The sequence below is a fragment of the Phytohabitans maris genome, from assembly GCF_031085175.1.
Lineage (GTDB): Bacteria > Actinomycetota > Actinomycetes > Mycobacteriales > Micromonosporaceae > Phytohabitans > Phytohabitans maris.
The window spans coordinates 112,011-129,155 of the sequence record NZ_JAVHUY010000028.1 but is presented as its reverse complement, the minus strand read 5'-3'; the positions used below and the strand labels follow the sequence as shown (position 1 = coordinate 129,155).

The following is a 17,145-nucleotide window of genomic DNA, read 5'->3' as shown; positions in this document are numbered from 1 at the left end:
TCGTCGGGCGTTGGCCGGCGTGCCGGTGCCGCGTGCGGCCGACGGCCGGATCGTGTTGGCGGCCGATGTCACCAGTTGGCTGCGTCCGGAAGCACACACGTCGCCGGAGCGGATGCTGTGTCATACCTACGGGCGGGGCAAGGATCAGCACATCATGATCCCGGGCTGGCCGTACTCGTTCGTGGCCGCGCTGGAGACTGGGCGCACCTCATGGACCGCGCCGCTGGACATGATCCGGCTCGCGCCGGGCGCGGATCTGGCCGTGGTCACCGCTGCTCAGGTACGCGACGTGGTGACCCGGCTCATCGACGCCGGACAGTGGCGTGTCGGTGACCTCGACATGTGGCTGGTGGTCGACGCCGGCTACGACGCGGCCCGGCTGGCTTGGCTGTTGCGGGATCTGCCGGTTCAGGTCCTGGCGCGGATGCGGTCGGACCGGGTGCTGCGCCGCCCGGCACCGGTGCGCCTGCCGGGTACCCCCGGCCGGCCGCTGCGTCACGGCCGTGAGTTCGGCTTCGCCGACCCGGCCAGCTGGGGCGAGCCCGACGTGACCACCACGACCCAGACCCGCCTCTACGGCACCGCGACCGCCCGGGCCTGGTACCGGCTGCACCCGAAGCTGACCCGCCGCGCCGCCTGGGCCGACTGTCCCGTCCTACCGATCCTGCACGGCACGGTGATCCGCCTCGACGTGACCCGGCTGCCCTCCGGCGCTACCGCCAAACCAGTCTGGCTGTGGTGGTCGCGCGGCGGTCCCGGCCACGACCCGGACCCGGTCACCGTGGACCTGCTCTGGCAGGCGTTCCTACGCCGTTTCGACATCGAGCACATGTTCCGGCTGTTCAAACAGACCCTCGGCTGGACCACGCCCAGACTACGCACCCCACAAGCCGCCGACCGCTGGACCTGGCTGACCATCGCCGCCTACACCCAACTACGGCTAGCCCGTCCCCTCGCCGTCGACCTGCGCCGCCCATGGGAACAACCCGCACCGCCCGAACGCCTCACCCCCGCCCGTGTCCGGCGCGGGTTTCGGCACCTACGCACGAACCTCGCCTGCCCCGCCAGCGCACCGAAACCCGCCCGGCCAGGACCCGGCCGGCCACCCGGCCGCCGCAACGACCAACCCACCCGCCGCTACGACGTACACACCGCCACCACCGGCGAAGCCGGGAAACCGAAACCCAAGACGAAGAAATCAACCAATCCCCGACGCCACCACACAGGTTAAAGATCAAGCTAGCCCGCCGTCCGTGATCGAAGCTCCCGCCAAGTCGTTAGAACGGCGTGAAAGGAGCTTTGATCACCCGGCCGGCTGGCCCTAGCATGCGCGCATGAGTGAGAGCGCCGTGGACCCCGTCGCGCACAACCGCCGCGCCTGGGACCGCCAGGTGGAGAAGGGCAACGAGTGGTCGCGGCCGGTCACCCCCGAGGTGGTCGCGAAGGCGCGGGCCGGCGAGTGGTCGATCGTCCTCATCGGGTACCAGACGGTCGACCCGACCTGGTTTCCCGCGGACCTCGCCGGGTGCGACGTGCTCTGCCTCGCCTCCGGCGGCGGCCAGCAGGGTCCGGTGCTCGCGGCGGCCGGCGCCAGGGTGACCGTCTTCGACAACTCGCCCCGCCAGCTGGCGCAGGACGAGCTGGTCGCCGCGCGCGAAGGGCTCGACATCCGCACCGTGCTCGGCGACGCCCGCGACCTCGGCGCGTTTCCGGACGGGTCGTTCGACCTGGTCGTCCACCCGGTCTCCAACCTCTTCATCCCCGAGCTCGCCCCGGTGTGGCGGGAGTGCCACCGGGTGCTGCGCCCGGGCGGGACGCTGCTGTCCGGCTTCGTCAACCCGGACGTCTTCCTCTTCGACGCGCACGTGCTGGACACCCGCGGCGAGCTGGTCGTGCGGCACCGCCTGCCGTACAGCGACCTCACCCACCTGGAGCCCGGCGAGCGGGAGCGCGCCTGGGGCGCCGACGCGCCGATCGAGTACAGCCACACGCTCACCGAGCAGATCGGCGGTCAGATCGCCGCCGGGTTCGCCATCACCGGGTTCAGCGAGGCGCCGCACCACTCCGACGCGACCGCCGGGTGGCTGCCCGGGTACTTCGCCACGAGGGCCCGCCGGCTCGACTGAGCGGCGGCTCAGCGCGCTCGCCGGTCACCGCGGCAGCGGGCCGCCGGCCAGGGCCACGACGACGCCGGCGGCCGCGGCGCAGAGCAGGGTGGTGACCACGCCCCGGCGGGTGGCGAACAGCAGGAGGGCCGCGCCGGCGGTGACCGCGTACTGCCACCACTCGGTGAGAGCCGCGGCGAGCGGTACGGCCGAGCCGAGGATCGAGCCGATCGCGGCCGGGCCGGCCCCGTCGAGGAACGCGCGCACGTCCAGGTTGCCCCGCAGCCGGTCGAAGCGGTCCGCGCCGAGCAGGACGAACGCGAACGACGGGCTGAACGCCACCGCCGCCGCCAGCAGCCCACCGCCCACGCCGGCGGCCGCGAAGCCGACCACGGCGACCGTGTGCACGACCGGGCCGGGGGTGATCTGGCCGAGCGCGACCGCGTTGAGGAACTGGCCGTCGGTCATCCACCCGTACCGGTGCACCGCGTCCGACTGCATCAGCGGGATGATGACGAAGCCGCCGCCGTACGAGAGTGCGCCGACCTTGAGCGCCACCCAGGCCAGCGGCAGCAGCACACCGCCGCCGATCCCGGCCAGGGCGAGCAGCGGGGAGAGGTGTACGGCCGCGGTGTCGCCGGCCCGCCGCCGGACCCGCCGCACGGCCACCTCGGCGGCGCCGCAGGCGAGCAGGAGCAGCACCAGCCACGGCCCGACGGTCGCGGCCCCGGCCAGCCCGACCAGCACGTAGGCGATCCACCGCCAGCGCTGGGCGGCGCGCTTCCAGCTCGGCGCGATCAGGCCGGTACCCGCGTGCAGTGCCACCGCCGCCACCGCCGCGCCCGCACCGGCGCCCGCACCCGCCACCCACAGCGGCGGCGAGCCGGCCAGGAAGAGCGCGGCGAGCGCGAGGATCGCCACCAGCCCCGGCACGATGAACGCGAGCCCGCCGACCACCGCGCCGAGCCGCCCCCGCACGTGCCAGGCGCAGAAGATGGCCAGCTGGGTCGAGGCCGGGCCGGGCAGCAGGTTGCAGGCGGCCACCGCGTCCTCGAAAGCCTTGGCGTCCAGCCACTTCCGCCGCTCCACGCAGAGCTCGCGCAGCAGCGCGATGTGGGTCGGCGGCCCGCCGAACCCGATGCATCCGATCCGTCCCCACTCCCTCAGGACGGTGGCGAGCCCCGCCTCGCTCACGCGGCGGGCTGGAAGAGCTCGACGGGGTTGCCGGCCGGGTCGTCCAGCACGATCTGCTGGCCGCCCGGGCCGCTGACGATGTCGCTGCGGAACGTCAGGCCGGCCGCGCGGAGCCGGGCCACCTCGGCGGCGATGTCGGGCACGCGCAGGTGGATGCGGTTCCACCCGCCCGGCCCCGGCGTGCGGCCGTCCGGCAGCGTACGCCCGGCCGAGCTGTCCGGACCGGAGAGCAGCAGCCGCAGGTGGCCGAGGGCCACGTCGGCGAAGGGTGGGAACCTCGTCTTCACCGTGAAGCCCAGGTGCGTGGTGTAGAAGTCGATCGCGGCGGACACGTCGTCGACCAGGTAACGGACGTAGACGTCGCCGTCGTCGGGCGAGGACATCAAAACCTCCACAGTAGATAGTGGATCCGGACGCTCAGCTCGTCGGCCGTACGGGCGAACCCGGCCAGCCCCTCCTCCGCGCGGGCCGGGTCGGGGATGCTCCAGTGCACCCGCTCCGGCTCACCCGGGAAGTCGGGCGCGACCAGCCGGACCCGGTCGCAGAGCGTGACCACGTGCCCGAACCGGTCACCGGTGAACTCGTCCAGGTGCTTGCTGCGCCGCCCGGACAGGTCGATCCCGCGCTCGGCCATCACCCGCACCGCGTACGGATGCAGGGGCTTGGGGTGGCTGCCGGCGCTCACCACGGTCAGCTCCGGCCGGGCCCGCCGCAGCAGCGCCTCGGCCATCTGGGAGCGGGCACTGTTGCCGGTACACAGGAAGAGGACAGCGCCCGGTGAAGCGGCACCGGGCGGCGGTGGCGGCACCAGCGCGAGCCCCGGATGCAGGGCGGCGCCGGCCGCCGTGAGCAGGTCGCCGCAGCGGGCCAGGTCGAGCGCGTAGAACGCCACCCGGCCGTCGGCCGCGCTGCGCCGCACGACGACCAGGCCCGCGGCGCGCAGCTTGCCCAGGTGGTACGAGACGAGGCTCTGCGGCTCGCCGACCAGCGCGGTCAGCTCGTGCACCTGCCGGTCGCCGCGGGCCAGCGCGGTCAGCAGCCGCCACCGCACCGGGTGCCCGGCCAGCCCGAGGAACACCGGCGGCTCGCCCATACGACGGACAATACATCAAATCAGTTTTATAGATCTAGCCGGGGCTGGCTTCTCCCCGCTGCCGGCTTCTCCCCACGGCTGTGATCGAAGCTCCCCTCAAGTCGTTCTAGCGACTTGAGGGGAGCCTCGATCACGGCCATCACCCCGACTCCGAAGCTCTCCTAGCCGGGGGTCCGGCGGCTCAGGTCATGCGGGCGATGGCGCCGCGCAGCCGGCGGAGGTCTCGCAGGCGGCGCTCGTACGTCATCGCGACCGCGATCAGCACCAGGCCGCCGATCGCCAGGTACGCCCAGCGGGGCAGCAGGTCCCAGACCAGGACCTCGTGCACCGCCACCACGACCAGCACCACGCCACCCACCACGAGCGGCGCCTGCCGCTTCTCGTGGGCGCCGGCCAGCACGGCGAGCAGCGCGCCGAGGCCGAGCAGCAGGCGGCGTACCCCCTGCCCGTCGGCGACCAGGACCGAGGCGAGGCTGGGCAGGAGCGCGACGGCCAGCCCCGGCCCGTACCCGACCCAGCTGCCGATCCCCGGCCGCGCGCGCAGGGCGAGACAGCCGGCGGCGAGCGCAAGGAGGGCGGCCGGCACCGTGTACGCCTCGGTCACCGCGACCCGCTCCGCGGTGAGCAGCAGCCACCAGGCCAGCAGTACGCTCCCGCCGGCGACCAGAGCGAGCCGGCGGCGGGCGGTCTCCCCCGGCGCCACCGCCCGCGCGGCGACGGCGGCCGCCCAGAGCGTGCAGACGGCGGCGGCGTGCCGCGCGTCCGCGACCGTGAGCAGCAACGCGAGGACGGCGACGGCATAGGCGGCGGCGTCCAGGGCGACCCGCTCGGCCCCTCTCCTCCGCTCCCCTGCGGCACCCGCTGTGCCCATGCCCGCCAGCGCGGCGCCTTTCGCGGGCTGTGTCGCGGCGTCCGTCGCGGGCAGGGCGCCCTGCGCGCGCCGTGGCGCGGCCTCCCTCGCGGGCGGGTCGCCCTCCGCGGGCCGTGCGGCGGACGCCGTTCGCGGGCGGAGCAGGGCGGCGAGCCCGAGGGCCAGCGCGGCCACCGCGAGCAGCGGGTAGGCGGCCCGCGCCAGCGGCAGCCCGGACGCGAGCGTGGCCGCGATCGCGAAGGCGCCGCCCGCCGCGGCGCCCGCGAGCCACCCAGCGGTCCGCGCGGCCGCCGTCGCGCCGGCCACGCCGACGACCGCCGCGGCCACGACCACGAAGCCCAGACCGGCGAGGGTGGCGGCCTCCGTCGGCAACAGACCGGCGAGTCCGGGCGCGGCCATCAGACACCCCACGGGTACGCCGTACCAGCGGCCGCCGCTTCGGAGCGTGACCGCCAGCACGGCCCCGGTGCCCAGCGCGAGCGGAGCGGCGGGCACCACCGGCCAGGGCACGCCAGCGGCGGCGGCGACCGCGACCGCACCGAACAGCCCGGTGAGCGTGGCCGCGCCGTAGCGCCCGACCAGCGCCAGACTCGCCGCCACGAGCAGCACGGCGGCCGGCCCACCCGGCGGCAGATCATGTCCGATGTGGTCGGGCGCTCCGCTCCAGACCGAAGCCAGCCACCGATAGGGCTCGACCAGGAGCACATAGGACAGTGGAATGAGGACGGTCAGCAGCACGAGCGTGTGCATGCTCGCCGCGACCGCCAGGGTTACCCGGCCTGCGGGGCGCACCGACCGGTACCCGGCGGCCAGCACGAGCAGCCCCAGCCCCGGGTAGAGACCGGTCGGGTCGCCGGCGCCCGCGAGGTCCGGCCAGAGCGTGGCCCCGGTGACCGCGACAGCCAGGGCGGCGACCGTGTACGGACGGCCGCCCAGCACCGCGACCGGCAACAGGAGCAGCGCGGCGACGGCAAGCCCCGCGCGGGCCGGCCACGGCTGCTCCACGCCCGCCGCGAAGACCGCACACGCCGCACCGGCCGGCCACGCCACGAGCCCCACCGCGAAGGCCACCCACCGCACGACCTCCGCCCCACGCCCCGGCCGCACGCTACCGCCCCACCCGCCGGCGTCCTCCCCACGTCCGGCGGCGCCGCCCCCTTCCCGCTCCCCGACATCGCGCCCTACGCGCACCGTCCCGCGCCCGCTGGCGCCGGCCCCCGCCCGGGCATCACCACCGGCCTGACGGCCAGCGCCCCCACGGCCGGCGCCTTCGCGCGACGCGGCCTCACCACCGACGCGGCGCCCGACACCCGCGGCCTCGCCTCCGGCGCCACCCGCCCTTTCCCGCGACGCGGCCGCGCCACGGGCCTGATGCCCAGCGGTCCCACGGCCGGCACCGCCGGCGCCTTCCCACGACGCAGCGCCACCACCGGCGGGGCGCCGGACGCCCGCAGCGGTCTCGGGTGCCGTGGAGGGACGGCTGCCGGTGGCCAGCGCGGCCGCGCCGATCGCGGCGAGCGCGCCCAGCGTCGCGGTGGCCGACCAGGGCCGGACCAGGCTCACCGCCAACCCGTGGGCGGCGAGCACGGCAGCGACCGGACCGGCCACCGCCGGCATCCGCCGGGACAGCGCGAGCGCGAGCACCGCGGCGGCGGCGAGCTCGAGCGGCAGCAGCGCCCACCACGGCGCCGGCAGCCCCAACAGCGCGACCGCGCCACCCCACACGGCCACGCCCCGGCGCCAGGCGGGCCGGACCGCGAGTGCCAGCGCCGCCGTGCCGAGCGCCACCGCCACCGGCACCTGCCAGTCGAACGGCGCCCCCGCACCCGACCCGCCCCGCCACACCGGCAGCGACGCCACCAGGGTGGCGACCGCGTCGACCGCGGCCATCCCCACCGCGAACGGCGCGAGCAGCGCCACCGCCACCACGGCACCGACCCACACGCCGACCGCCTCCGGCCCGCGCGCCACCGCCCCCCGCGCGACCGGCCTCCGCGCTCCCCGCCGCGCCGCCTCTCCGCCAGGCCACGCCACCGACGACTCGGGCCGCGCCTCCCCCTCGGACCGCGCCACCGCCGGCTCAGGCCGCGCATCACCTTCAAGCCGCGCCACCGCAGGCTCAGGCCGCGCCTCCCCCTCGGACCGCGCCGCCGCTTGATCAGGCCGCGCCGCCGCCGGGCCAGGGGGCGCGGACGGCGAGGCGGGCTGGGTGGGCGGTGGGGCGGACGGTGACGGTTCGCGCGCGAGCGCCGGGCGGGCGAGGTGGGCGGCGATCCCGAGCGACAGCACCGTCGCGGCGGCGGTCACGAGCAGGAGCGACGGGGTGAGCTCCGCGAGTGGGCGGACTATCGCACCCCCGGCGGCCAGGGTGGCGACCGCGGCCGCGGGTCCGCGCAGCGGTGCCGGGCCGGCGAGGCGGGCCGCCGCGAGCAGGGTGGCCGCGGAGAGCAGCGCGGGCACGCCGGCCAGGGCCGGCCAGTCGAGCGGGCCCGGCTGCAGGAGGGCGGCGAGGGCGCACACCCCCGAGAGCACCTGTGCGCACCCGTACAGCGTCCACGCCGCGAGCCGGGCCTCCCGGTGGGCGGCGCGGGCGACCGCGAGGTTCGCGACGGCGACCGCGGTGAAGGCGAGGGACCAGCCGGGTACGCCGGCGTGCCACTCGGCGGCGAGCAGAGGTGGCACCGGCTGGATGGCTACGAGCGCGGCCAGCCGGGGCGCGGTCAGGCCGGTCGCCAGGCCGTACCCGAGGCCGGCCGCGGCGGTGACCGCGCAGACCCCGGCCGCGTAGCCGGCGCCGGGTACCGCGCCGAGGCCGAAGAGGTCGACGTACCAGGCGCCGTACCCGTCGAGGACCACCAGCAGCATCGCGATCGCGGCGAACGTCTCCGCCGTGGCCCGCAGCCCCCGCCGCGCGGCCAGCGGCGGCACGGCGAGCGCGAGGAGCGTGACCACGCCGAGCGCGACCGAGCGGCCGACCGCCCCGTACGTCGCCCAGGCCACCCCGGTGAACACGACCGCCGCCGCCCCGACGAGCAGGCCGCCGAGTACGAAGAGGAGGTTTTGCACCGCGACCGGCCGCGCCTCGGGCCGGAGTGTCGCCGGCGGAGCGGCCGGCGGGGCCGCGGGCGGCGGGACCACCGGCGGCACCCCGGGACCGCGCGCCTGGAGCGCCGCCTGCCGTACCCGGCCCGCCAGCTCGTCCCGGCGCCGCCGCGTGGTCTCGAACTCGGCCGCCACGGCGTGGTACGCGTCCAGCGCGGCCCGCAGCCGCGGTGCCAGCGCCGCGAGGTCGGCGTTGAGGCGCACCACCTCGGCCGCCCGCGGGTCGGGCGCGCGCCCGCAGCCGCCGCACCCGGCGGCCAGGTCCGCGGGCGCTCCGCACACGGGGCACGGGTACGTGGTCATAGGCGCATCGTGCCAACGCGCCTCCAGCCGGCACAGAGTTCCCGTACTCAGTCCAACGTATTGACATGCGTCGAACGAAGCGGAATCATCTGCCCTGGTCGCTTCGCGTCACCGGGCGGGACGTGACGGCATCCTGCCGCGCCGGCGGGCATCCGCCGGCCATTCCCCCCGGAGGAGACGAGCATGCACCGCCGACCATTCCGCCCCCGGCTCTTCGCCGCCGCCCTGACCGCCGCGCTCGCGGTCACCGCGGCCGCCGCCACCGCCACCACCGGGTACGCCGCCGCGGCGGGCTGCCGCGTCGCGTACACGGTCAGCTCTCAATGGTCTGGGGGTTTCACCGCGAACGTCGCGGTCACCAACCTCGGCGACCCGATCTCCGGCTGGACGCTGCGGTGGTCCTTCACGGCCGGGCAGAGCGTGAGCCAGGCCTGGAACGCCGCCGTGACGCAGAGCGGAAGCGCGGTCACCGCGGTCAACGCCGGCTGGAACGGGAGCCTGGCCACGAACGGCAGCGCCACGTTCGGCTTCAACGGCGGCTGGAACAACTCCGCCAACCCGGTGCCGGCGAGCTTCACGCTCAACGGTGTGACGTGCACCGGGGCGGTCGGCCCCACCGGCTCCCCGACCGTCGCGCCGACCACCACGCCACCCACCACCGCGCCGCCCGGCGTGCCGCCGGAGCGGACCGTGCGGGTGTACTGGCTCAAGCCAACCGACGTCGCGTACGACCAGCGGTACCCGGACGGCATCGCGAACGTGATGCGCGAGGCGCAGCGCTACTACCGGCAGGAGCTGGGCCGGACGTTCACGCTCAACAACCCGGTCGTCGAGGTGGTCAACGGCGACCACCCGCGCTCCTGGTACGAGAACACCCCGAACGGCAACGAGTGCTACTGGTGGGTGGTCTTCAACATGCAGCAGGAGCTGATGCGCAAGCTGTCGCTGCGCGCCCCGGACCCGCGCTGGATCAACGTGGGTGAGATCAGCGCCGAGGCGTCCTGCTCCGGTGGCGGCGGTGGCGGCGGCTGGGTGATCCTCAGCGGTCACGACGCCGACGGCGGCGCGGGGATCAACGGCCCGATGAACCGCTGGTACGGCGGCATGGTGCACGAGCTCGGCCACGCGTTCGGCCTGCCCGACTCCACCTCGACCGACGGCACGCCGATGTCGGCGTCGTTCTACGACTACCCGAACACGCACTTCAGCCAGGCGCAGAAGGACCGGATCCTGAGCGGCCCGTACGGCGCGTTCCTGTCCTGAGTGGACACCCGCGGGTGCGGTCGTCGGACCCGGTCAGGTGAGGTTTCGACCGAGCCGGCGACCCACCCGCCGGACCACGCGCCAGCCGGGCTGGGCGGCGCGCTTGAGCGCCGGTTCCAGCCGGCCGCCACCGGTGCGGACCAGGCGCAGCAGGTCGGCGCCGCTGTGGTCCGGGGTCGGTTGCAGCCGGGGCATGCTCAGCGCCCGGTCGCGACCCGGCCGGCAGATCCGGCGCCCCACCTCGCAGGCGGTGACGTGCCCGTGGCGGGCGACCGCCGCCCGCACCCGCGCGTCGTTGTAGCCGTGCGGGTAGGCGAACGAGCGCACCGGCAGCTGCGTGCGCTGGCGCAGCAGGTCGGCGCTGTCCCGCACCTCGCGCTCCAGCACGGGCGCGGGGAGCACGTCCAGCGGGTGGTGCACCAGCGAGTGGTTGCCGATCTCGACGCCGGCCGCCGCCACGTCGCGCAGCTCGGACCAGGTCAGCAGCGGCCCGAAGCGGTCACCGCCGGCCATCCAGCCGGCCGGCTTTCCCGCGTGCCCGGCCGACATGTAGAGGGTCGCGCCGGCGCCGAGGTCGCGCAGCACGTCGACGCCGTGGGTGAGCAGGTTGCGGTACCCGTCGTCGAAGGTCACCGCCACCACCGGCGTGGCCGGGTCGGTGCCGACGCGGGCGAGCGCGTCGGTGAGGCCGAGCAGGGCGTACCCGGCGTCGCCGAGCGCGGCCAGCTGCTCGCGCAGCCGCTCCGGCGGGACGGCGAGGGAGCGCAGCGGCCCGTCCTGCGCGGCGGAGACCGAGTGGTACATCAGCACCGGCAACCCGCCGTCACCGGTCGTAGGCATACGACACCACCCAGTCGACCTGCAGGTTCACCCGCTCCGGCGTGGTGGCGTCCGGGCAGGCCTCCCAGCCGTGGCCGCAGTACCATGCCTGGCTCTGCAGGGCCAGCGCCATCGGCTCGGACGGCACCTGCGCCCCGGTGATCGTGTGCCAGACCCGCCCGTCGAGGCCGAACACCAGCCGGCCGGGCGTCCACTCCAGACTCGCCGTGTGCCACTGCGTGAAGTCGCCGCGCACGCTGCTCCCCTCCGGCTCGCTGCCGTCGGCGGCGTGCACCGAGGCGTACATGGTGCGCCGGTCCCGCCCGTTGTCCTCGGCGAAGTCGATCTCCGGCGGGTACTTGTTGTCGGCCGGCCAGAGCAGCAGCGCGTACGCGATCCCCGTGCCCTGGTCCATCCGGAACCGCACGTCGAAGCGGCCGTACGTCTGGGTGACGGCGTTGCGGTTGGAGACGCCGCCGGTGACGTACAGGTCGCGCCGCGCCGGCTCGCGCCACCCGCCGATGGTCAGCAGGCCACCGCCGACCGACACGTGGCTGGGGTCGAACCACCCGCCCGGGTCGTTGTCCGGCTGCCCGTCGTAGGCGAACCAGCGCTCGTCCAGCGCCACCCCGCTGAAGTCGTCGGCGAAGCTGAGCCGCCAGCCGGGCAGATCGCCGCGCGGCATCGCCACCCCTCCCGGATCGACCACGATCGGGTTCCTCCCCCCGCTCGGCGACGCCCCGGGCGTCGCGGCTGTGCCGGTCACCCAGCGTGGCGACGCCTTCCCGCCACCCGGCCCGGTGCCGGCCGGCGCGAACGGCGCGACGAAGGTCAGATAGGCCACCGCGCCGACGGAGACGACGCAGGCGAAGGCCAGCACCGCCCGCGCGCCTACCGACACCACATCAACTGGTACATATGCTGAGCAAACATGGCTAACCAGTCTACGTCGTCCGGCTGGCGCCCCACCGCTACCGCAGCTCAGACGGCTTTCCGGCCGAGCTGGGCTGCTCGCGTACCAGTTCGGCATGCACGACGAGGCGTTCGTAGTTGTCGAACCGGGGGTTGCAGGTGGTGAGCGTGAGCATCGCGGTCGTGGGCTGGGCGCGGGTCCGCTCGGGCACCGGCGCGACCACCCAGACGTCGTTCGGCTTGACCACCCGGCTGCGCACGACCCGGTAGACGTACCAGGCGCCCTGGGTCTCGACCACGACCGCGTCCCCCGGGCGCACGTCGTCCAGGCTCCAGAAGAGGGCCGTCGTACGGTGGCCGGCGACGGCGAAGTTGCCGATCCCGCCCGGCATCGCGGTGCCCGGGTAGTGGCCCGGTGCGTGCCGCAGCTGGCGCTGGCCGATCCCTTCGACGACGACCCACCGCCGGTCCAGGGCCGGGATGTAGAGGCGCGCTATCGCCGCGCCCGGCGCGGGCGGCCGGGGAGCCTTCGTCGGGGCGGGGGGCGGCGAGCCGTCCGGGGCGGGCGGGTGGCTCCACTCCTGGCTGAGCTGGCGGTCGAGGTCGTGCTGCTCACCGTTGGTGACGGCGGCGGTGCCCCAGAACTCGTACGCGACGAAGAGCAGCAGCACCACGCTCAGCGTGATCAGGATCTCGCCGAGCACCCTGAGGAACCCGCGAACGCTTATACCAGACGAGATCCGAGGCCGCACGAAATCAACACCCATACGGTCGGACACGATTGCCCGACGATCGCTCCGACGTCGCGCGTCCAGGGGACGAGCTTTGCGTGACCTCTGCTAATTTGTGCATGCAATACGTGAACTCATCCATTACCGACACCATCTACTAAGGCCAGAGATGCGGCTTCCCACGCCGAAGGAACCAAGCCGGTCGGGCCCGGACGAGGCCGGCCGGCACGGACCGCCGGACCGGATGGCACAGCTCCAATGGCGTTCCGACTGGCTGTCAGCCACGATCCGGACCGGGTGGACGGACATCGCCGCGTGGCATCTCCCGGCCGTTGACACGATCATCCGTGCCACCGGCGCGGGCGACCCGAGCGCCCACGACGTCCTCGCGCTGGCCGAGCAGCGGGCCGAGCTCGGGTGCGGGCTGGACGAGACGCTGCGCGACGTGGAGGCGTTCCTGTCGGTGCTCAGGTCGCGCGGGCGGCCGGTCGAGGACCCGTTCACCATCGCCCGGCTGGCCGCGCTCGGCTGGCAGCGGGCCGCCGTGCACCGCCCCGGCCAGCCGTGCCAGGACCCGTTGACCGGCCTCGCCACGGACGCCCACCTCGTCCGCCGCGCCGACGAGATCTACCGCTGGTCGGCCGCGTCCGGCGTCCGGCCGCACGAGGCGCTGGTCGTCCTGGACTGGCCGCGGGCCGCCTGCACGCCCAACCATCTGGCGGCCCGGCTGGCGGTCGCCGAGGCGGCGTCCACGTTCTTCGACGCCGGCGAGACCGCCGCCCGGGTGGGCGGGTACGCGATCGTGGCGCTGTGCCCGTCGGCCCCGCCCCGGGATCGGCTGGACCGGCTGGCCGCGCGGGTCGACGCGGCGCTGGGCGGCTGCGTGCGCGCGCGGGTGACGGCCGCGCCGTTCCCGCCGACCCTCGCGGACCTCGCCGACCTGGTGGCCGAGCGGAGCCACGCCGGGCCGCCGGTGCCCTGCCGAGGCGATCATGTGACCGGCTCCGGCGGGACGCCGCCCGGATAGCCGCGCCGCCGGGCGCGCACCTCACCGGCCGCGACGAGGCGCGCCACGCCGCGGGCGGCGTCCCCTCTCGCCGGCCGCGCCTTCGCGCGCAGCGGCAACGTCCGCTTCTGGCCGCCGGTCTTTGTCACCGGCCCGCGGTCGGCCACGGCCGGCGTGGAGCGGACGGCGACCACGGTCACGCCCGCCGGGCTCTCCTGGGCCACCGGCCCGGCGCCGGTGGGCGCCAGCGCGGCGCGGGCCAGCGCCGCGGAGGCCTCCGCGTGGCCGTTGCGCGCGCGTCCGGCATCCCCGATCCCGACCCCGGTGCCGCTCCGGACCGGCTCCGGACCGGGATCGCCCGCGGCCCGCGCCGGTACGAAGGCCGGCGCGGGCGCCGCACGCCCGGTTCCCGGCGGCCGCTCGGTGCCGACCGGCCGGCTCTCCCGCCGCCACTCCGGTCGCTCGGAACCCCCGCTGATCTCCGCGTTGACCATCGCCAGCTCGCCCATGGCGGTACGGCACCGCCCGCAGCCCTCCAGGTGCCGGCCGACCCTCGTCTCGGTGCGCGGGGAGAGGCCGCCGCGGATCCAGGCGCCGAGGTGCGGCAGCGCGGTGCGGCACCCCTCGTCGCTCTCCTGCGCCGGCGTGTGCAGCTGCAGGTACGCCTGGCGGAGCCCTTCCCGCGCCCGGTACGCCAGGGCGGCGACGGCGTTGGGGGTGATCCCGAGCAGCGGCGCGACCCGGGCCGGCGGCTCCTGGTCGACCTCGGTGTACCAGAGCACGTCCTGCCAGCGCTTCGGCAGCCGGGCGAAGGCCTGGGCGACCAGGGCCGCCTGCTCGGCCGCGACGACACCGTCCTCGTCGTAGTGCGGCTCCCGCTCCGGCGGGTGCTCGCAGGGCACGACGACGCGGTCCAGCCGCCACCGGTCGATGGCCATGTTGCGGAGCATGCGGTTCAGGTACGGCATGATCGCGCCCTCCGGGCCGCGCCCCGACCGGATACACGTCAGCAGGCGGGTGAAGCTCTCGGCGACCAGGTCGTCCCGCTCGGCCGGGTTGGTGGCGTAGGCGGCCGCCGCGCGGTAGGTGGCGGTCCGGTGGCGGCGGAACAGCTCCGCGAACGCCTCGGAGTCGCCGGCCCGAGCGGCCGCGACGAGATCGGCATCAGGTTGGTCTTCGAACGTCGATGTCGTGGTCATGGGGAGGGTCCTGCCAGCGATCGAGGAAAGTGGACGCTGCCGATGCACGCCGCCGCGGCGAGCGGGTACAAGCTTCATGGTTTACAACAATCCCGTAGATCACGTTGAGAAACACGCTTCATCCGCTTATTTCGTACCTAATTTCTCAGATCGTTGGGTTCTTCGCGTCACGGATGGGTCGGTCGTTCGTGAGAAAGGGGACAACCACTACATACCGAAAATATGCGACCCCCAGGCCGTCGGACCGCCCGTCGGCGTACCAGGCGTGCGCACGTGCCCCGGGGTCCGCGTCAGCGAGGTGGAGAGCCGGTGCTGTCCCTATCCGCGTCCGCGCTTGTTCATCGGCGGCGGCGGACCCACTGTGGCGTCCAGCGTGGACACCCGGTAACGGCTGGCGGCATGCGGACGACGACACACCGCCTCGCGAGGCCGAGCCGCCTTCTCCGGCTCGGCCACCCCCGTGCCGCCCGACCCCCGGCGGCCTGCCTCGGCGTCCTGTGTGGTGGTGCACCCGGGCCAGCCGGCTACTCCCCCCGTGTACCGGCTGCCCACGTTCGCCACGCGCCATCCGAAGCTGACGACCGCCCGGGCTGGTCGTCCGAGCCGAGCTCACCTCCGGTGAGCAGCGGAGCCGTGCGGGGCGGCCCCGGATCACGCCGCCCCACGCGAGACAGAGTGATCCACTCAGAACGGGGGTTTCTGTGTCATCACAAGATGGGCTCAAACGCCAACCGGTTCGGACGATACGAACGACACTGATACCCCTGGCGATCGACGCCTCGGCCTGGGGGGTCGGCATCCTCACCGCGACCTACGCCCGGTACGAGCTCTCGGTCCCGTCGACGCGGCTGCGCACCGCGATCCTGCTGGCACTGCTGGCGGCCGTGCTACAGGCCCTGATCGGCCACTTCCACCATCTCTACCGGGGCCGGTACTGGTTCGGCAGCTTCGAGGAGGTCCGCGCGGTCGCCGCGACGGTCCTCCTCACCGCTTTCCTGCTCACCGTCACCGGCCTGTCGATCCCCGGCGGGCACCTGCACCTCAGCACCCCGCTGGTCGGCGGCTCGCTGGCCCTGACGGTCATGTTCGGGGCCCGCTACTGGCGGCGGGTACGGCGCGAACGCACCGCGCCGCCGCCGGTGCCCAGCGACCGGGTCCCGGTGCTGCTGTTCGGGGCGGGCGGCGCCTGCCGGGAGCTGATCGGCGCGATGCTGCGCGACCGGCACAGCCGGTACCTGCCGGTCGGGCTGCTCGACGACGACCCGCTCAAGCGCAACCTGCAGCTGTACGGCGTCGGCGTGCTCGGCGGCCGCGACCACCTCGCCGAGGCCGTCGCCCGGACCGGCGCCTCCGTCGTGGTCTTCTCCGTCGCCAACGCCAACGCCCAGCTCGTCCGGGAGATCCGCGGCCTGACGCTGGCGGCCGGCGCCCGGTTCAAGGTGGTGCCGTCGGTGGCCGAGCTGCTGGACGGGCGGATCCGGGTCGCCGACGTGCGCGAGCCCCGCCCCAGCGACCTGCTGGGCCGGCGCCAGATCGAGACCGACATCGAGTCCATCGCCGGCCACCTGCGCGGCAAGCGGGTCCTGGTGACCGGCGCCGGCGGGTCGATCGGGTCGGAGCTGTGCCGGCAGATCCACCGGTTCGGGCCGCGCGAGCTGATGATGCTGGACCGGGACGAGTCGGCGCTGCACGCCACCCAGCTCGCCCTGCACGGCCGGGCGCTGCTCGACAGCCCCGAGCTCATCCTCGCCGACCTGCGCGACCGGGACCGGGTCCGGGCCATCATCGCCGACCGGCAGCCCCAGGTGGTCTTCCACGCGGCGGCGCTCAAGCACCTGACCCTGCTGGAACGGAACCCGGCCGAGGCGGTCAAGAGCAACATCTGGGGAACGCTGGACCTGCTGGAGGCGTGCGCCGGGGTGGACACCTTCGTCAACATCTCCACCGACAAGGCCGCCAACCCGGTCAGCGTGCTGGGCTACTCCAAGCGGGTCACCGAACGGCTCACCGCGCACGCGGCGGCGCTCAGCGGCCAGAACTTCCTCAGCGTGCGCTTCGGCAACGTGCTGGGCAGCCGCGGCTCGGTGCTCACCGCGTTCAGCGCGCAGATGGCGGCCGGCGGCCCGATCACGGTCACCCACCCGGACGTCACCCGCTACTTCATGACCGTCCAGGAGGCCGTCCAGCTGGTCATCCAGGCCGCCGTGATCGGCCGCCCCGGCGAGGCGCTGGTGCTCGACATGGGCAAGCCGGTACGGATCTCCGACGTCGCGCGGCAGATGGCCGAGCAGGCGCACGAGCCGATCGAGATCGTCTACACCGGACTGCGCCCGGGCGAGAAGCTCGACGAGCAGCTGTTCGGCCAGGACGAACAGGACAGCCGCCCCCTGCACCCGCTGATCTCGCACGTGTCGGTGCCGCCGCTCGACCCGTCCGACGTACGGCTGCTGAACATCTTCGCCAGCCGCGACGCCCTCGCCGCCGAACTGGCCGACCTCTGCCGCCTGCGCGAGCGGGTGGCGACCGAGGCCTGACGGGGGCACCGCC

The 17,145-nt window shown here is 74.9% G+C and carries 13 protein-coding genes; 5 read left to right on the top strand and 8 right to left on the bottom strand.

Going from position 1 to position 17,145, the window contains the following annotated elements; translation table 11 throughout:
- Together RB614_RS27320 and RB614_RS27315 are read left to right on the top strand one after the other, a co-directional pair.
- Window positions 1–1,231: NF041680 family putative transposase (locus RB614_RS27320; RefSeq protein WP_308715508.1), on the top strand; the 1,231-nt coding region annotated here is incomplete at its 5' end.
- A gap of 103 nt (window positions 1,232–1,334) precedes the next feature.
- On the top strand, window positions 1,335–2,126 hold the full coding sequence (locus tag RB614_RS27315; RefSeq protein ID WP_308715507.1) for a class I SAM-dependent methyltransferase: 792 nt from the start codon (window positions 1,335–1,337) through the stop codon (window positions 2,124–2,126).
- A 24-nt stretch (window positions 2,127–2,150) separates the two neighbouring features.
- Here RB614_RS27315 and chrA read toward each other — a convergent pair whose 3' ends face one another.
- The 4 genes from chrA to RB614_RS27295 form a co-directional block, all read right to left on the bottom strand.
- The gene (gene chrA / locus RB614_RS27310) at window positions 2,151–3,299 is read right to left on the bottom strand and encodes a chromate efflux transporter (RefSeq protein ID WP_308715506.1); all 1,149 of its coding nucleotides are present in this window, start codon (window positions 3,297–3,299) and stop codon (window positions 2,151–2,153) included.
- Entirely contained in the window at window positions 3,296–3,682 is a 387-nt protein-coding gene (locus RB614_RS27305) for a VOC family protein (RefSeq protein ID WP_308715505.1), read from the bottom strand. Before RB614_RS27305 ends, chrA begins: the two co-directional genes overlap by 4 nt.
- Window positions 3,682–4,392 carry an arsenate reductase/protein-tyrosine-phosphatase family protein gene (locus RB614_RS27300; protein ID WP_308715504.1) on the bottom strand — a complete coding sequence of 237 codons (711 nt, stop codon included), beginning with the start codon at window positions 4,390–4,392 and terminating at the stop codon, window positions 3,682–3,684. The genes RB614_RS27305 and RB614_RS27300 overlap by 1 nt, the downstream gene beginning before the upstream one ends.
- A 181-nt stretch (window positions 4,393–4,573) precedes the next feature.
- Window positions 4,574–8,668, bottom strand: coding sequence for an SCO7613 C-terminal domain-containing membrane protein (locus tag RB614_RS27295; RefSeq protein WP_308715503.1), 4,095 nt, complete (start codon window positions 8,666–8,668; stop codon window positions 4,574–4,576).
- A 183-nt stretch (window positions 8,669–8,851) separates the two neighbouring features.
- Here RB614_RS27295 and RB614_RS27290 point away from each other — a divergent pair, with 183 nt between their 5' ends.
- Window positions 8,852–9,931 carry a cellulose-binding domain-containing protein gene (locus tag RB614_RS27290; RefSeq protein ID WP_308715502.1) on the top strand — a complete coding sequence of 360 codons (1,080 nt, stop codon included), beginning with the start codon at window positions 8,852–8,854 and terminating at the stop codon, window positions 9,929–9,931.
- 33 nt (window positions 9,932–9,964) lie between these two features.
- On the opposite strand, the gene RB614_RS27285 is transcribed toward RB614_RS27290, so the two are convergent.
- From RB614_RS27285 to RB614_RS27275, 3 genes are all read right to left on the bottom strand, one after another.
- On the bottom strand, window positions 9,965–10,771 hold the full coding sequence (locus RB614_RS27285; RefSeq protein WP_308715501.1) for a polysaccharide deacetylase family protein: 807 nt from the start codon (window positions 10,769–10,771) through the stop codon (window positions 9,965–9,967).
- Window positions 10,755–11,651: a glycoside hydrolase family 16 protein gene (locus tag RB614_RS27280; protein ID WP_308715500.1), complete on the bottom strand. Its 897-nt coding sequence runs from the start codon at window positions 11,649–11,651 to the stop codon at window positions 10,755–10,757. Before RB614_RS27280 ends, RB614_RS27285 begins: the two co-directional genes overlap by 17 nt.
- A gap of 70 nt (window positions 11,652–11,721) precedes the next feature.
- Complete coding sequence (locus tag RB614_RS27275) at window positions 11,722–12,366, bottom strand: class E sortase (protein WP_308715499.1); 645 nt, start codon at window positions 12,364–12,366, stop codon at window positions 11,722–11,724.
- Between the two features lie 271 nt (window positions 12,367–12,637).
- Here RB614_RS27275 and RB614_RS27270 point away from each other — a divergent pair, with 271 nt between their 5' ends.
- A complete protein-coding gene (locus tag RB614_RS27270; protein WP_308715498.1) occupies window positions 12,638–13,420 on the top strand; it encodes a hypothetical protein in 783 nt (260 codons plus the stop codon).
- On the opposite strand, the gene RB614_RS27265 is transcribed toward RB614_RS27270, so the two are convergent.
- Window positions 13,384–14,598 carry a sigma-70 family RNA polymerase sigma factor gene (locus tag RB614_RS27265; RefSeq protein WP_308715497.1) on the bottom strand — a complete coding sequence of 405 codons (1,215 nt, stop codon included), beginning with the start codon at window positions 14,596–14,598 and terminating at the stop codon, window positions 13,384–13,386. The genes RB614_RS27270 and RB614_RS27265 overlap by 37 nt on opposite strands.
- 701 nt (window positions 14,599–15,299) lie before the next feature.
- On the opposite strand from RB614_RS27265, the gene RB614_RS27260 reads away from it, so the two are divergent.
- Entirely contained in the window at window positions 15,300–17,132 is a 1,833-nt protein-coding gene (locus RB614_RS27260) for a polysaccharide biosynthesis protein (protein WP_308715496.1), read from the top strand.
- Window positions 17,133–17,145: the final 13 nt, after the last annotated feature.

What these genes read in the sequence shown, in the direction of transcription:
- RB614_RS27270 (WP_308715498.1), top strand. Translation starts at nt 12,638, where the DNA reads ATGGCACAGCTCCAATGGCGTTCCGACTGGCTGTCAGCCACGATCCGG.
- RB614_RS27290 (WP_308715502.1), top strand. Translation starts at nt 8,852, where the DNA reads ATGCACCGCCGACCATTCCGCCCCCGGCTCTTCGCCGCCGCCCTGACC.
- RB614_RS27305 (WP_308715505.1), bottom strand. Translation starts at nt 3,682, where the DNA reads ATGTCCTCGCCCGACGACGGCGACGTCTACGTCCGTTACCTGGTCGAC.
- RB614_RS27285 (WP_308715501.1), bottom strand. Translation starts at nt 10,771, where the DNA reads ATGCCTACGACCGGTGACGGCGGGTTGCCGGTGCTGATGTACCACTCG.
- RB614_RS27295 (WP_308715503.1), bottom strand. Translation starts at nt 8,668, where the DNA reads ATGACCACGTACCCGTGCCCCGTGTGCGGAGCGCCCGCGGACCTGGCC.
- RB614_RS27265 (WP_308715497.1), bottom strand. Translation starts at nt 14,598, where the DNA reads ATGACCACGACATCGACGTTCGAAGACCAACCTGATGCCGATCTCGTC.
- RB614_RS27300 (WP_308715504.1), bottom strand. Translation starts at nt 4,392, where the DNA reads ATGGGCGAGCCGCCGGTGTTCCTCGGGCTGGCCGGGCACCCGGTGCGG.
- RB614_RS27315 (WP_308715507.1), top strand. Translation starts at nt 1,335, where the DNA reads ATGAGTGAGAGCGCCGTGGACCCCGTCGCGCACAACCGCCGCGCCTGG.